The 14716-nt window shown below is 42.8% G+C and carries 15 protein-coding genes; 12 read left to right on the forward strand and 3 right to left on the reverse strand.

Features of this window, described 5'->3' with window-relative positions:
* Positions 1 to 75 precede the first annotated feature (75 nt).
* On the reverse strand, positions 76 to 1296 hold the full coding sequence (gene ylbJ / locus P8596_RS09480) for a sporulation integral membrane protein YlbJ (protein WP_224520320.1): 1221 nt from the start codon (positions 1294 to 1296) through the stop codon (positions 76 to 78).
* 174 nt (positions 1297 to 1470) lie between these two features.
* Between ylbJ and P8596_RS09485 the strand changes: the two genes are divergently transcribed.
* Both P8596_RS09485 and P8596_RS09490 read left to right on the forward strand, forming a co-directional pair.
* Positions 1471 to 2250, forward strand: a complete 780-nt coding sequence (locus P8596_RS09485; protein ID WP_034755906.1) for a patatin-like phospholipase family protein — start codon at positions 1471 to 1473, stop codon at positions 2248 to 2250.
* Positions 2251 to 2257: 7 nt separating this feature from the next.
* A complete protein-coding gene (locus P8596_RS09490) occupies positions 2258 to 3301 on the forward strand; it encodes a SepM family pheromone-processing serine protease (protein WP_279726701.1) in 1044 nt (347 codons plus the stop codon).
* A 53-nt stretch (positions 3302 to 3354) separates the two neighbouring features.
* Here the strand turns inward: P8596_RS09490 and P8596_RS09495 are convergent, their stop codons facing one another.
* The gene (locus tag P8596_RS09495) at positions 3355 to 4590 is read right to left on the reverse strand and encodes a nucleotidyltransferase (protein WP_347815208.1); all 1236 of its coding nucleotides are present in this window, start codon (positions 4588 to 4590) and stop codon (positions 3355 to 3357) included.
* Positions 4591 to 4994: 404 nt separating this feature from the next.
* On the opposite strand from P8596_RS09495, the gene P8596_RS09500 reads away from it, so the two are divergent.
* From P8596_RS09500 to P8596_RS09515, 4 genes are all read left to right on the forward strand, one after another.
* Complete coding sequence (locus P8596_RS09500; RefSeq protein WP_224520319.1) at positions 4995 to 5537, forward strand: YceD family protein; 543 nt, start codon at positions 4995 to 4997, stop codon at positions 5535 to 5537.
* A gap of 64 nt (positions 5538 to 5601) precedes the next feature.
* A complete protein-coding gene (gene rpmF / locus P8596_RS09505) occupies positions 5602 to 5775 on the forward strand; it encodes a 50S ribosomal protein L32 (RefSeq protein WP_034755898.1) in 174 nt (57 codons plus the stop codon).
* Positions 5776 to 5905: 130 nt separating this feature from the next.
* Positions 5906 to 6664 carry an enoyl-CoA hydratase/isomerase family protein gene (locus tag P8596_RS09510; RefSeq protein WP_224520318.1) on the forward strand — a complete coding sequence of 253 codons (759 nt, stop codon included), beginning with the start codon at positions 5906 to 5908 and terminating at the stop codon, positions 6662 to 6664.
* Positions 6665 to 6791: 127 nt separating this feature from the next.
* Positions 6792 to 7403 (forward strand): RsfA family transcriptional regulator, encoded by a 612-nt coding sequence (locus tag P8596_RS09515; protein WP_034755895.1) that lies wholly within the window; start codon positions 6792 to 6794, stop codon positions 7401 to 7403.
* 48 nt (positions 7404 to 7451) lie between these two features.
* Here the strand turns inward: P8596_RS09515 and P8596_RS09520 are convergent, their stop codons facing one another.
* Complete coding sequence (locus tag P8596_RS09520) at positions 7452 to 7928, reverse strand: N-acetyltransferase (protein WP_034755893.1); 477 nt, start codon at positions 7926 to 7928, stop codon at positions 7452 to 7454.
* A gap of 232 nt (positions 7929 to 8160) precedes the next feature.
* Between P8596_RS09520 and P8596_RS09525 the strand changes: the two genes are divergently transcribed.
* The 6 genes from P8596_RS09525 to bshC all read left to right on the forward strand — a co-directional run bounded on the left by P8596_RS09525 (position 8161) and on the right by bshC (position 14556).
* Positions 8161 to 9510, forward strand: coding sequence for an acetyl-CoA carboxylase biotin carboxylase subunit (locus P8596_RS09525; protein WP_254651292.1), 1350 nt, complete (start codon positions 8161 to 8163; stop codon positions 9508 to 9510).
* A 62-nt stretch (positions 9511 to 9572) separates the two neighbouring features.
* Entirely contained in the window at positions 9573 to 9788 is a 216-nt protein-coding gene (locus tag P8596_RS09530) for a biotin/lipoyl-binding carrier protein (RefSeq protein WP_034755887.1), read from the forward strand.
* A gap of 94 nt (positions 9789 to 9882) precedes the next feature.
* Positions 9883 to 11424, forward strand: a complete 1542-nt coding sequence (locus P8596_RS09535) for an acyl-CoA carboxylase subunit beta (protein ID WP_034755884.1) — start codon at positions 9883 to 9885, stop codon at positions 11422 to 11424.
* 139 nt (positions 11425 to 11563) lie between these two features.
* Positions 11564 to 12460: a 2-dehydropantoate 2-reductase gene (locus P8596_RS09540; protein ID WP_254651293.1), complete on the forward strand. Its 897-nt coding sequence runs from the start codon at positions 11564 to 11566 to the stop codon at positions 12458 to 12460.
* A 1-nt stretch (position 12461) separates the two neighbouring features.
* Complete coding sequence (locus tag P8596_RS09545; protein ID WP_279726703.1) at positions 12462 to 12848, forward strand: DUF3397 domain-containing protein; 387 nt, start codon at positions 12462 to 12464, stop codon at positions 12846 to 12848.
* Between the two features lie 88 nt (positions 12849 to 12936).
* Positions 12937 to 14556 (forward strand): bacillithiol biosynthesis cysteine-adding enzyme BshC, encoded by a 1620-nt coding sequence (bshC, locus tag P8596_RS09550; RefSeq protein ID WP_254651294.1) that lies wholly within the window; start codon positions 12937 to 12939, stop codon positions 14554 to 14556.
* The last annotated feature ends 160 nt before the right edge of the window (positions 14557 to 14716 follow it).

Genomic DNA, 14716 nt, shown 5'->3' on the forward strand with positions numbered 1-14716 from the left:
TACAGGGTTGATCCAACTATTGACCATATTTCTTCACTAACTGTGAAATCGGTCTAAGTGGATCAACCCTGTTTTTCAATGATTCACATGTTTTCGTGCATATAGAACCATGTATAGGATCAGACTTGAAATCGTGATGATGGGACCTGCCGTCTTGAACCAATAGAGCATGTCGGTCCAAAATGCGTCGTTGTGCCTGGCGAATACCGGGATGGCGTTGGAAAGCTGCTCATCGGAAAACCTCTCATAAATGGGCTTCCAAATGAGAATGGTCGTGACGGATGCGGCAAATCCGTGAACTATGCGAGCGTAAAAGAAAGGCTTAAATCGAATATCCGTATCTGCCAGGATACTTGCGACCTGTGCCTGGACGCTGAAACCGCTGAAACCTAATATAAAGCTTGTGATGATCGCTTGGTGGAGGAGGGTGGCTTCCGTTACACCGCTTGTGAGTTTTGAACCCAATGTGATTTCAAAGAGTCCTGAAATAAATGGGATACTTAATTGGTCGGGTAATTGCAGAAGGATAAATAAAGCCGATAGACCTTCGGCAAAAAAGGTCGTGATGTTTAAGTGGTACAGCATTTTATTAATGACAGAAAATAAGATGATGAATCCACCGATCATTAACAACGTTTGAATGGATGAAGTGACGGCATCCCCCAGTAGTTTGCCGATGGGACGTTTGTCCTGTAACCTTGTCCGGTGAAGTGCCGAGAATGCTTCCCGGAGGATGAAACCCTTCCTTTTTGTCTGGAGGCTTCTGATTTCCTCTTTCTCTTTAACCCCGTAGAATCTCATGACGATGCCTACGCATATATTCCCGATATAATGAGCAGCGGCTAACACAATCCCAAGGGTCGCGTTTTGGAAGAATCCGACAGAAACAGCCCCGAATATAAATAGCGGATTGGAAGAGTTCGTGAATGAAACGAGTCTTTCCCCTTCCAGTTTTGTAATCTGTTTTTCCTGGCGCAAACGGGCTGTCAATTTAGCTCCTGCGGGAAAGCCTGATGCCATACCCATCGCCCACACAAATCCACCAACTCCCGGAACCCGGAATAATGGTCTCATCAAGGGCTCAAGCATGACACCTATAAATCGGACAACCCCAAATCCGATCAGCATTTCAGATACAATGAAAAACGGCAATAGGGATGGAAAGACGATTTCCCACCACATGTCCAAACCTCTGATGGATGCCTCCAATGATTCCCCGGGCATCAAGATGAGAGAGGTGGCAAATACCGTCACACTTATGGATAAAGCCAAGGTTTTGATTTTAGATTTGAACAACAGGACTTCCTCCCCTAAAAAATAGTTCCTTCTATTTCAATTCCTTGTGAAATGGGAAAAGAATGATAAAATGAGATTAATTCAACTTGTCCTCATATTATCCAATATACTCATACATACTTGAAATAGACCATATGATGAATAGACCGATGACTCGGGAAAAGGGGGAAGGGCATGGGTAGACCAAAGATCGGATTAGCCCTCGGCTCGGGTGGCGCAAGGGGATTTGCTCATTTAGGCGTCTTGAAAGCCTTTGATGATGCCAACATACCGATTGATATGATTGCAGGCAGCAGCATGGGGGCGCTCGTCGGCTGCTTTTATGGGGTGGGTCACAAGATGGAAGACCTATACAAGCTTTCCACTACCTTCAGAAGGAAGTATTATCTGGACTTTACCGTTCCGAAAATGGGGTTCATATCTGGCAAGAGAATAAAAGAGTTCATTCAGCTCTTTACCCATAATAAAAATATTGAAGAATTAAATATCCCTGTAAGTGTTGTGGCAACTGACATTACAAACGGAGAAAAAGTCATCTTTACCACCGGTCCAATAGCAAGCGCAGTCCGGGCAAGTATCGCTATACCGGGTATTTTTGTGCCTGAAAGGATAAATGGCCGTCTATTGGTGGACGGAGGGGTCATTGACCGGGTGCCGGTTTCCGTGGTGAAAGAAATGGGAGCGGACATTGTAATCGGGGTCGATGTATCCCATGTGAAACGTAATGCAGAAATCACCACCATCTATGACGTGATCATGCAAAGCATTGATATCCTCCAACTGGAAATCGTCGCTCACCGTGAATTTGCTTCTGATTTCATGATCAGACCACATGTAGAAATGTACAGCACCAGAGCTTTTAAAAACATTGAAGAAATCATCGATATGGGAGAAGAAGAAGCAAAGAAGGCTATTCCTTCCATCAAGGAAGCTCTGGACAATTGGAAGGAGTAAAAAATTTATGAAAACAAAAACGCTGATAAAAACCCTGCTGATCATGACCTTCATTATGGTCGCCACTTCTTTTTATTATCTTCCTTTCTATGTTACGAAACCCGGGAATGCACATGAACTTGATCCAATCGTCCACGTCGAGAATGGATATGATGACGATGGGGAACTGATGCTGACAACCGTCAGGATGGGAAGGGCGAATATATATGCCTATCTGATGGCGAGCATAAGGAAATATGAATATATCTTTCCGGTTGAGGAGATCAGAAGTCCGCATGAAAGCGATGAAGAATACAACCTTCGCCAACTTCAGCTCATGAATAATTCCCAAACCCATGCCATTGAAGTGGCCTATAAAAAAGCAGGCAAACCGTATGAATATAAATATAAAGGGATTTATGTATTAAATATATACCCGGATATGCCGGCTGAAAAAGTGTTGAAACCTGGCGACCGGATCACCGCCATAGACGGTCAAACTTTTCAGTCGTCACAAGAATTCATTGATTACGTAAGTGGGAAAACAAAAGGGGATAAAGTGGATATCACATTCGTCAGGAATAAAGAGGAAAAGGTTGAAACGATCCCGCTTGAAGCATTTCCCGATGTCCCTGATAAGATTGGCCTCGGCATCACATTAAGTGATGATAAAGAAATCATAACAGATCCACCCGTAAAGCTTCAGACCGAGGAAATAGGGGGACCTTCCGCCGGATTGATGTTCAGTTTGGAAATCTATGACCAACTGACGAAGGGAGATCTGGCTAAAGGGCACAGGATTGCCGGGACCGGGACGATTTCAGAGGATGGTGTGGTCGGTCGTATCGGAGGCATCGAACAAAAAATCATTGCTGCTGATAAAGCGGATGCCGAATACTTCCTTGCACCGGATGAAACCATTACAAAAGAAATGAAGAAAAAATACCCTGATCTTGAATCCAACTATACCGCTGCGAAACGAACAGCTGAAGATATCGGTACGGATATGAAAGTGATACCCGTAAAAACATTTGATGAAGCATTGTCCTTCCTCAAATCGATCGAAAACTGAACAAAGAGACTGCCTTCAATACGGGGGGCAGTCTCTTTGTTTGAATCACATTGTTATGACATCATAATAGGGGGTTGGGACCATTCTTGTCGTAGAAGTCTTTTGCGTGCGTCTGGATCCTGCAGGCCCAATGAATAGATTTCCGCAGCCTTGATATCTAAATGGATATCATGTGGGTCTGCACTGGATAGCTTGCTGATCAAAGGGAGGGACAGATTCTTTTTCCGGGAGTGGATGAATTCCCTTCCCTTGGTATTCATACCGAGAAGACGGATATAACGAGGAGAGTCATGCCGGCTCCTCATTTCTTCTTTATGTGTATCGGTTAGTACATGAAGGAGCATTCTTTGAAGGCGTGTCCACGTGTATCGCTTGGTCTTAAGCTTCGTCATGAATTCTTCAAAGGATAAGCAAGACTTCGCATACTCTACCATCCGGTTTTCTATTCCCTCTTCTATTTCATATATATCCCTCAACTCAGATTTTGAAGAGGAAAGAAGCTTATATTGAAGCAGGGTCCAATAACTCTCCCACCTGTGTAATCCACCAAACTCGCCTTTATATCTTTCCAGTTCCTGCACAGAACTGGCAGGAAGATAAGATTCGATCTCGTGGTTCCCTCGGGTACTGAATATACTTTTGCGAATGCTGGTTGCACTGGCAATGGAAGGGGAAGAGAAATGTTCATCATGGTAACCGGCTGATTCCCGGGTAATCGTATACGCTTCCAATGAAGACCCAAGCTGATTCCTTGCCTCCAAATAGTGAAATCCCAAAATATTGTTGGGTTTACTTAAATCGATGACAGAATCCTGATTTCCCAATTTCCGAAAGGCACCGGCCAGTGCTGAGGGATAGCTCATCCCTTCCTGGATAAATTCCTTTATGTACGTATCGTATTGCTCCTGGTGTGTTTGGATGAATTGAATCGTCTTTAAGAACGCATCAATATCCCCATCTTCACTACCGAAACAGAAGCTTTCACAGCCAAATCGGTCCAGGAGTGAAATCGCCCCTTTTGAAAAAATTTCCGCATGCTGTGTCGCAAAACAATACGGAAGCTCTATCACGACATCCACTCCTGACTCCAGTGCCATCCTCGTACGGGCCCATTTTGAAACAAGTGCAGGCTCACCACGCTGGAGGAAGTGCCCACTCATCACGGCAACCACAACATCCGCCCCGGTAGCGGCCCTTGTTTCCCTCAAATGATGCAAATGTCCATTATGAAACGGATTGTACTCCACAACTACCCCTGTCGCCTTCATAAAAACCCACAACCTTTCCATAATCAGTCTCATATTCTTTATAATAGTAGAAAATAAAATTACTTAAATATCATTTTTTATTGAATCTCACTAAATATAACATATTTAATGATTCTGCCTTTCAGTTAGATTGGAAAGACTATTCTTTAGAATCAAAGAGTGGATCGTAGCGGAAGCCACTTGACTCCTGCGGGAAATAGAGGAAAGCAAGTGGCTGCAGCGGAGAGGAACGGTCACTGTTTTATTATAAGCCCAATTAAGCATCTCAATTGAATGACTCATAACGAATATAATAAAATATTTGAAAGTCCTTATATTTAAACGTTATAATTACAACACTATGGTTAAAGAGAGTGTAAAGAAAAAATATTGACAAACGGTATTATGAAAGCTATAATTACCTTTGTTGCCTTGAGGTGATTACATTGAAATGGTCAATAATCCAATTACAAAAATTCAGAGACAAGGGACTTTCCATAGACGAAACGATTAATTTGGACGAACTGAAAGAAGTCGATCCCCAAATTATAGAAGTCTCACCTATTCGGGTGTCCGGAAAGGCGGATATCGGTTCAAACCGTGTCACTTTTCATCTTCATATAGAAGGAAAGTTAGTCCTGCCTTGCTCAAGAACCCTTGTGGATGTCGATTTACCAGTTGACATCAATACGATTGAAACGTATCTTCTAAATGAAGCTGATTATGATCAGTATGAGGAAGAAGAAGTACATCGTATACAAGGTGATGTTATTGATTTAAAACCGGCTATCAGAGAATTGCTGTTACTTGAGATTCCGATGCAGGTAATTAGTAATGAAGCGAGAGAACAAGATGAGATGCCTTCCGGTAAGAACTGGGAAGTGATGACCGAAGAACAGGCTCATGAAGTCGAACAAGAGGAAGAGAAGAAAGTAGATCCTCGACTCGCTGACTTAGCAAAACTTCTTGATCAAAACAAGAACTCTTAAAAGCGAAGTACCAGCTCGACTGGCTTCATAATGAGTATGAATCTCTTTTAAGGAGGTGGGAAGAATGGCAGTACCTTTTAGAAGAACTTCTAAAACAGCAAAAAGACAACGTCGTACACACTTCAAACTAAGTGTACCTGGTATGGTAGCATGCCCAAACTGTGGTGAGATGAAACTAGCACACCGTGTTTGTAAAGAGTGCGGAACGTATAAAGGAAAAGAAGTTGTAAGCAAATAATCGCTTACACCGCTAAAAAGCGTGAAGAGACCATGGCTCTTCACGCTTTTTTGTCGTATCTATAGAAAAGGTCTGTTCAATGGATCGGAAAAGCCATACACTAAATGTAAGATAAAAGGGGGCTTTAGAAGTGGGAGAATATGTATTACATATGAACAATGAAGGGATATTGGAGTTTATCATTGATCGCCCGGATAAACGAAACGCTGTTAGCTACGAAATTATGAATGGACTTCAGAAGGTGATGGATGAGTGCGTTCAAAACGAACATGTAAAAGCGCTCATCATAACCGGAAGCGGAGATCGTGCTTTTTGTTCCGGGGGAGACTTATCGCAGTTCCACAATCTGAAAACAGAAGGTGAAAGCTACGAAATGCTCAGTAAAATGGGCAGCCTCCTTACGAGACTCGCCTTTCTTCCGAAACCTACCATTGCCTTCATCAATGGCACTGCCATTGGAGGGGGATGTGAGATCGCCGCTGCGTGTGATTTCCGAGTAGCAAGAAGAACCGCGAAGATGGGCTTCGTTCAAGGGAATCTTGCCATCACCACCGGATGGGGAGGAGGGACCCTTCTCCTTGAAAGAATTCCTGTCTCCAAAGCCATGTCTCTTTTAATGACGGCACGTCTGGAACAGGCAGAAGCACTTCATGAAATGGGGTTCGTAGATGAAGTGGTGGATGAAATGGTACCTGTACATGAAGTACCATTTATTCAGATGATTTCGTCTAAGTCTGCAGGAGTCTTGAAGGCATATAAACGGCAACTCCTTAATCAATGGAATACAAAGAGGATAGAAGCCAATATCCTGGAGGAAATCAAACACTGCTCCAAACTGTGGGCACAGGATGAGCATCACAAAGCAGTCGATCGATTTTTATCTAAATAGTTCATGAAGGTAAAAGGAGCAGGTGAAAACCGGTTCCTTTTTTGTATGTTAAAAATAGGGATGCTGATTCTATCTTCTCTAGTAAGAGCATATGTATGGAGAAACTGACGAAATAGGGGGGATGGAAATGTCTTCAAATAGACAGGACGCCTGGAGCCAGGATGAAGATGTGTTGTTAGCGGAAGTGGTATTGCGTCATATACGTGAAGGTGGGACTCAGCTGCAAGCGTTTGAAGAAGTAGGAAAAAAACTATCAAGGACATCCGCGGCATGCGGCTTTCGTTGGAATTCATTTGTTCGTAAACAATATAAATCCGGTATAGAACTGGCAAAGAAACAGAGAAAGCAATCAAAAAAATATTCTCCGCCAAAGAAGACCTTTGAAGAGAAGCAGGAAATCCCGACGGTTGAATGTGCGTCGGAGTCTCCGGAAGCTTTTTCGATGGGAAGCATGATACAGTACCTTCAAAAAGCAGAGGAAGCCGTCCGTAACGAGGAGAAAGTACGAAATGAAAACAATCAGCTTCACGAACAAATCTCACAACTGCAGGAAAAGCTTAAAGCAACAGAAGAAGAGTTGAAAGAGTATGAAGAAAAATTCAATCTCCTTGAAGAAGATCATAAATCTTTATTAGCCATCTTTGAAAAAGCGAGAAAGATGGCCCTGCTACAAGGAAATGAAGACAAAGTAAAATTCCAGATGGATAAGAACGGCAATTTACAACGATTGAATAAATGAAATGAAAAAGGCTGACTCGAGTGTACTTGAGCAAGCCTTTTTCGTATATTAACTGATTTTTTGTTCTTTGACCCCTTCAGGGAACCATACGTATGGATTTTCACCTAAATCTCTTTCCACTTCGTATGTTACGGCTTCAAACCCCATCTTCTCCCAGAAACCTTGAGATTTGATTCGAGAGTTTGTCTTGATCGGCAATCCAAAGGTCTTGGCGAATTCCACTAATTCTTTTCCGTAGCTTTTATTCTGGTATTTTGGCAATACTTCAAGCTTCCAAAGCTCCAGGTAATTTTGGGGAGGATCGAAGTATTGATCAAAACGGGCATTGCGTTGATAAAGACTCATTCTGGCAACCAGAGTATCCCCGAAGTAAATTCCGTAAAACGGAGATTCGCTATCGTTTTCAATGATATTCGCCTGCAGGTCCTCAAGCATGGATAATTCCTGTACACCATATTCTTTAAATTTTTTAAACTCTTCAAGAGTTTTATAGTTAACTTTTAATTTTTCCACTTTTACTGCCATAGTATGACCTCCTAAAATGCTGAAAAATGATTCTTTGAATACAATAAGAATGTTGTATCCGTTTGCAATTCATTTACTATTAGAACTAGTATTTATTATTATTATATAACAAAATAACAAAAAATTCTGCACTTAATTAAGAAAACGTTTACAATGGAGAAGAAGGATTTCGACGATTTTTGTAGAATTCGTATTATGAACAGGTGTGTTCCATGAAGAAAGGGGAGAGATTGTGCAGAAGATATTAATTGCAAACAGGGGAGAAATCGCTTCTAGGATCATCAAAACATGTAAACAATTAAACATTCAAACAGTCGCGGTTTATTCAGATGCAGATCAGGATATGCCCTTTGTGAAAGAAGCGGATGTTGCATTCCGCATAGGTGAATCACAAGTGAACCGTTCATACTTAGTGGTGGACAATATATTGGATGTTGCAAAGAAGGAGAAAGTGGATGGAATCCATCCCGGGTACGGCCTGCTCTCGGAAAATGCCGACTTCGCGAAGAGGGTGACAGAAGAAGGGATTACTTTTATTGGTCCTGCCCATGACATCATTGAGAAAATGGGAGATAAGGTAGAGGCAAGAAGAGTGATGCAGGATGCGTCTGTTCCTGTAGTACCTGGAAGCGACGGAGGAGTCGATACCATAGAGGCTGCTAAAGAGGTGGCAAATGACATCGGCTACCCCGTGATGCTGAAGGCAAGTGGTGGCGGCGGCGGGATCGGTATGATCCGCTGTGAAAATGAGCAAGCGCTCGTTCAAAGCTTCGATTCTACTAAAAACCGTGCTAAAGCCTATTTCGGGAAAGAGGAAGTCTTCCTCGAGAAATGTATAGAGAATGCGAGACATGTAGAAGTACAAATCTTTGGTGACCACCATGGAAATCTCGTTCATCTATTCGAGCGGAATTGTTCCGTACAACGAAGAAATCAGAAAGTGATAGAGGAATCACCTTCTCCCGCCCTATCTCAAGAAACGAAGGAGAAGATGTTCACTGCTGCCATAAAGGCTGGAAAAGCAGTGAATTATACGAATGCAGGAACGGTGGAGTTTATCGTTGATGAAGAGGAGAATTTTTACTTCCTTGAAATGAATACCCGTCTGCAAGTAGAGCATCCGGTCACTGAAACGATCACGGGGCTCGATCTCGTGAAATGGCAGCTGCTGGTAGCAAGCGGAGAGCCTCTGCCCCTTTGCAGGCAGGAAGAAATCCAGAATGCCGGTCATGCAATTGAGTTCAGGGTATATGCTGAAGATCCAAAGACGTTTTATCCCTCTCCAGGGAAGCTGACAGAATTGGAATGGGGTCAAGGTGAAGGTGTCCGGATTGACAGCGGATACGAAAAGGGGAACAATGTGACCCCCTTCTATGATCCGATGATATCCAAGTGTATCATCCAGGGGAATGACCGTCAGGATGCGCTGGACAAGGCAAAGCTTTTCTTTGCGGGGGTAACGGTTGAAGGGGTCAAAACCAATGTCAGTCTCTTCAGGGATATCCTTGAAGACAACGGGTTTAAAGATGGATCATATACGACCAAATGGCTCCAGGACTTTTTGACAGCCAACCGTACGTAATGTTGGTGCGGAATGATCCGCACCTCAATCAAACATAAGAAGACAAACAGGAGGAATCAATCATGAAGGAAATCACATCAACAATGGCAGGGACGGTACTGAATGTATTAGTGGAACAAGGTGGAGAGGTGTCGAGCGGAGATACTGTTCTAATGCTCGAATCTATGAAAATGGAAATTCCCGTTGAAGCTGAAGCTGCCGGGAAAGTCACAGAGATTAAAGTAAATGTAGGGGACTTCGTGAATGAAGGCGATGTATTACTAATAATCGAAGGATGATCCGGGTAAGACAATGAGTCAGAAATCGTTTGCGGTTTCTGGCTTGTTTATGAGCCGTTCTTGTATTTTTACATAAAACGACGGAGGGGATAATATGTCAACATCTAAAACGATCATCAATACTCTTGAAGAAACAAGGGAAAGAATTGCTTCCGGTGGTCAGCCTAAATATCATGAGAAATTGAAAGAACAGAAAAAGATGTTTGTCCGGGATCGCCTGCAACAATTATTTGATAATGGGGATTATCAGGAAGATGGAATGTTTGCCAATAATAAGGCGGACGACTTACCGGCTGATGGTGTAGTGACGGCGATAGGAAAAGTAGGGGGACAGACTGTGTGCGTCATGGCCAATGATTCCACGGTTAAAGCCGGATCCTGGGGTGCGAGGACGGTTGAGAAAATCATCCGGATCCAGGAAACGGCCCTTAATTTAAAAGTGCCTATCTTTTATTTAGTGGACTCTGCAGGCGCACGTATCACCGATCAGTTAGATATGTTCCCGAATCGTCGGGGGGCAGGCAAAATATTTCATAACCAAGTGAAGATGTCCGGGATGGTTCCGCAGATTTGTGTCCTTTTTGGACCATCAGCAGCCGGAGGAGCATATATTCCTGCATTCTGCGACATCGTCATCATGGTGGATGGGAATGCATCCATGTATCTTGGCTCGCCTCGGATGGCTGAAAAGGTGATTGGGGAGAAAGTGACCCTTGAAGAAATGGGCGGTGCAAGAATGCATTGTACGGTCAGTGGTTGTGGTGACCTGCTTGCGGCTTCCGAAGAGGAGGCAATTGAAGAAGCGAAAAGGTATTTAGGTTATTTCCCGGCCAATTACCAACAGAAGCCCAAGGTGCTTGAGGGACTTGCGCCTAAACATGAAAAGCTTCTCGAAGACATCATCCCTGAACATCAAAATGCTCCATTCAATATGTATGATTGCATCGATACGTTGATTGATGAAGGAAGCTTCTTTGAAATGAAAAAGCTATTCGCTCCTGAATTGATTACAGGTTTCGGGCGACTTGACGGTAAGGTAGTAGGGATCATTGCCAATCAACCGAAAGTGAAGGGTGGAGTCCTTTTCCATGATTCCGCGGATAAGGGCGCTAAATTCATTCAATTATGCGATGCTTTCCATATTCCTTTGTTGTTCCTTGCTGATGTACCTGGATTCATGATCGGGACCAAGGTGGAAAGAGCGGGTATTATCCGCCACGGTGCAAAATTGATAGCAGCCATGAGTTCGGCAACGGTAACGAAAATTTCTGTGATCGTAAGGAAAGCTTATGGAGCAGGTTTATATGCCATGGCAGGTCCTGCTTTCGACCCGGATGTCTGTATTGCCCTTCCTACGGCTCAAATTGCCGTAATGGGTCCTGAGGCTGCGGTAAATGCTGTATATTCCAACAAGATCCAGGCAATCGAAGATCCTAAAGAAAGAATTCAATATGTCCAGGAAAAACAGAAGGAATATAAAGAGCATATCGACATTTATAAATTGGCTTCTGAATTAATTGTAGATGAAATCACCGCCCCGAATGAATTGCGCTCCGTATTGATCCAGCGTTATAAGCTTTATGAAACAAAGGATGTCACGTTCAGTGAAAGAAAACATCCTGTATATCCTGTATAAGGACATATCAGTGCCGGGCTCGTTCCTTTTGAACGGGCCCTTTCTTTCGAAAAGGATTGATTCTTTCTGCCTATAATCGTTTTCTCACTCAGAAAAATTTGGTAAAATGTTCATAAACGATGAAAAAGAAGGAGTTTGTATGAAAATTGGAATCATTGGAGGAGGAGCGGTCGGCCTTTTATTTGCCGGTTATCTTGGCCGGTTATTTGATGTAACCCTTATCGTTCGGAGGGAGTCTCAAGTTCGCTCACTGTTGGAAAATGGGGTTACCATCTATAAAGAAGGGTCGGCCATCACAACCAGGGTAGGAGCCGTACAAGAAACCGAAACGGAGAAGGAATTCGACCTTGTGATTGTAGCTGTAAAGGAATATGATCTCCCGTTTCTTAGAAAGGAACTCGTCGAACTCGGAGTTCACGTGCCCCTACTGTTTGTTCAAAATGGAATAGGTCATGTTGATTGGGTGAAATCATTACCTCATCGGCATCTGGTCGCGGGCTCGGTGGATCATGGAGCCATGAAGGAAAATGACGCCGCCGTTCACCATTTAGGGGAAGCAGAGACGAATATTGCGTTAATTAGAGGGAATTGGCATGTGATAGAAGAAATAGTATCAAAGAGTACTGATTCCTTCCGGTTTTCAATCCGGAAAGACTTCGAGAAAATGCTCCTGACTAAGTTATTCGTCAATGTATCAATCAACCCGCTCACAGCTTTAACGGGTGTGACGAACGGTAAGCTTGTTGAAAACCCTTATTTCCATGGTTTGCAGAAGGATTTATTCAACGAGATGCTTCTCTTATTTCCTCAAATGAAAGGGAATATTTCCTTCGAAAAAGTAGTCGATATCTGCCGGAATACATATCAGAACAGATCTTCCATGTTAAAAGACATAGAATCACAAAGAAAGACGGAAATTGAATCGATCATTGGCGTCCTTCTGGACAAAGCCCAAAAAGAACACCATTTTGTACCCATCATGAATCTACTTTACAAATTAGTTAAAGGAATAGAAAGAGAAGGTCTGGGGGGATAAAATGGCTTCCATTTTTTCGACGATCATTGCCATTTTCGTTATGATTCCATTTTTGGGGTATTTCATCAGTTTTATTCTTGCTAAGGAAATTTTAAAGAGTCACCGGAGAGCTGTGCATATCGCCATTGATATTACGACATTTCTCTTGATTGTATCTGTTCATTTCATTGTCATTGCCATATGGAGGACGTCCTATCTGTGGCTCATATTTATTGTGATCTGTTCAATCGGGGTGCTGTTTGCCATCATGTATTGGAAAGCAAAGGGTGAGATCGAATACCCAAAAGTGCTCAGAGGATTCTGGCGGGTGAACTTCCTTTTATTTTTTACTGCCTATATCACATTGATGATTACGGGCCTCGTCCTCCGAATCCTGGAACTGTATTAAAATTCAGCAGGCAAGTTTTTTCCTTTTCCTTATGTGGAATGATATACTCATCGTTAGGATATCAAGAGCTAGAAAAGGAGTAATTCATATGGAATTGGAAAGCTTAAACATTCCAGCAATAAATCAGTTTGCGTCTAAATATTTAAAACAAGAAGAGCCTGTCACTTCTTTTTTTCATTATAATATCAATAAACCATCCGTTTATGAGGAACGGATGGAGGATTTAGGATCACGTACTTTCCCTCGGGAGGGTCTCTCAGAATGTATCTCTTCCTATATGAAAGGCCTGCCTTCTTCAGATAAAGTAGAAGGGGCACTTGAGAAACTGAGGGATAATGCGGTTACCGTCGTGGCAGGTCAACAGGCAGGTCTATTGACCGGTCCTCTTTATACCATACATAAAATCATTTCAGTCATCCAATTGGCCAGGCAGCAGGAAGCGCGCCTTAAGCACCCGGTTGTACCGGTTTTTTGGATAGCAGGTGAAGACCATGATTATCAGGAAGTGAATCATATATACGTTGAAAAAGGGTCGAAGCTTGAAAAGGTGGGGTATCCCGAGAGAGTATTGGAAAAAAAGATGACCTCTCACATAACGTATTCTAAATCAGTGATGAAGAAATGGCTCGATGACATTCTCGTCGCTTTAGGGGAGACGGAACATTCAAAACAGCTTTCAGAGGAGCTGCATCAGATGATCGATGAGGAAGAGTCGATCGTCCGCTTCTTTGCCCATATCGTCATGAGTCTATTCAAGGATTTCGGATTACTGGTCATTGATTCCTCCCACCCTCCGCTAAGGAAACTGGAAACGGCACACTTTCGTCATCTGATTGAAAACAGTCAGTCGATAACGGATGCGGTCCTTCTGCAGCAGCGTGACATCCGGGAAAGTGGTTTTCACACTCAACTGGAGATCTCTCCATCTGCCGCCAATCTTTTTCTGCAGGTTCAGAATGAACGGGCCTTGTTAGATCGGGATGGGGATACGTTTTTTGAAAAAAATAGCGGAAACACATACTCTTCCGTTGAGTTATTATCTATTTTGGAGAAAAGCCCCCAATCATTCAGTAATAATGTCGTCACAAGACCAATGATGCAGGAATGGTTATTCCCGAACCTGGCGTTCATCGCGGGCCCCGGTGAAATAGCCTACTGGGGAGAATTGAAAAGAGCGTTTGAATATGTAAATTTGAAGATGCCTCCTGTTGTACCAAGGTTGAATATCACCATAGTGGAAAGGGATATAAATAAGAGGATCGAAGACCTCCAATTATCCCTTCACGGAGTCATTACAGAAGGAGTGGCAACTGCCAGGGATGCCTTTTGGAAATCTCTTGAGCGACCAGGGATAGAGAAGGAACTGAAGAGCATTCAGGATGAACTCGAACGCCGATATGAGGAAATCCGTAAACAGGCCATCTCGATTGATCAGGGGTTAAATCCGATCCTTGATAAGAATCTTGAATTCCACCATGGTCAGTTCGATTATTTACGCAAAAAAATTGATAAAGCGTTAAAAGATAAGCACTCCTTGATCTTCACCCAATTCACGAAAGTGGAAAACAGTATCAGACCAAATGAAGGACCACAGGAAAGAACCTGGAATGTCCTTTACTTCCTAAATAAATATGGCCCCACTTTCATAAGGGACCTGACCGCCCTCGATTATTCCTTTGATGGCACTCATAAAGTGATCTATATCTGATCGGTCAAATGAAAAAAGGACCAAATTCGTTCTGATATGCGAATTTGGTCCTTTTTCTGTTGTTTACAGACAAAATTCAACCTTGGAAATTTGTCTGTAAAAGCAGGAAAAACACTAATGAAAAATAGAGGAAATATTTTGTAAGGAAAGAATATAGAAA

Source organism: Rossellomorea sp. DA94 (genome assembly GCF_029834455.1).
Classification (GTDB): Bacteria; Bacillota; Bacilli; order Bacillales; family Bacillaceae_B; genus Rossellomorea; species Rossellomorea vietnamensis.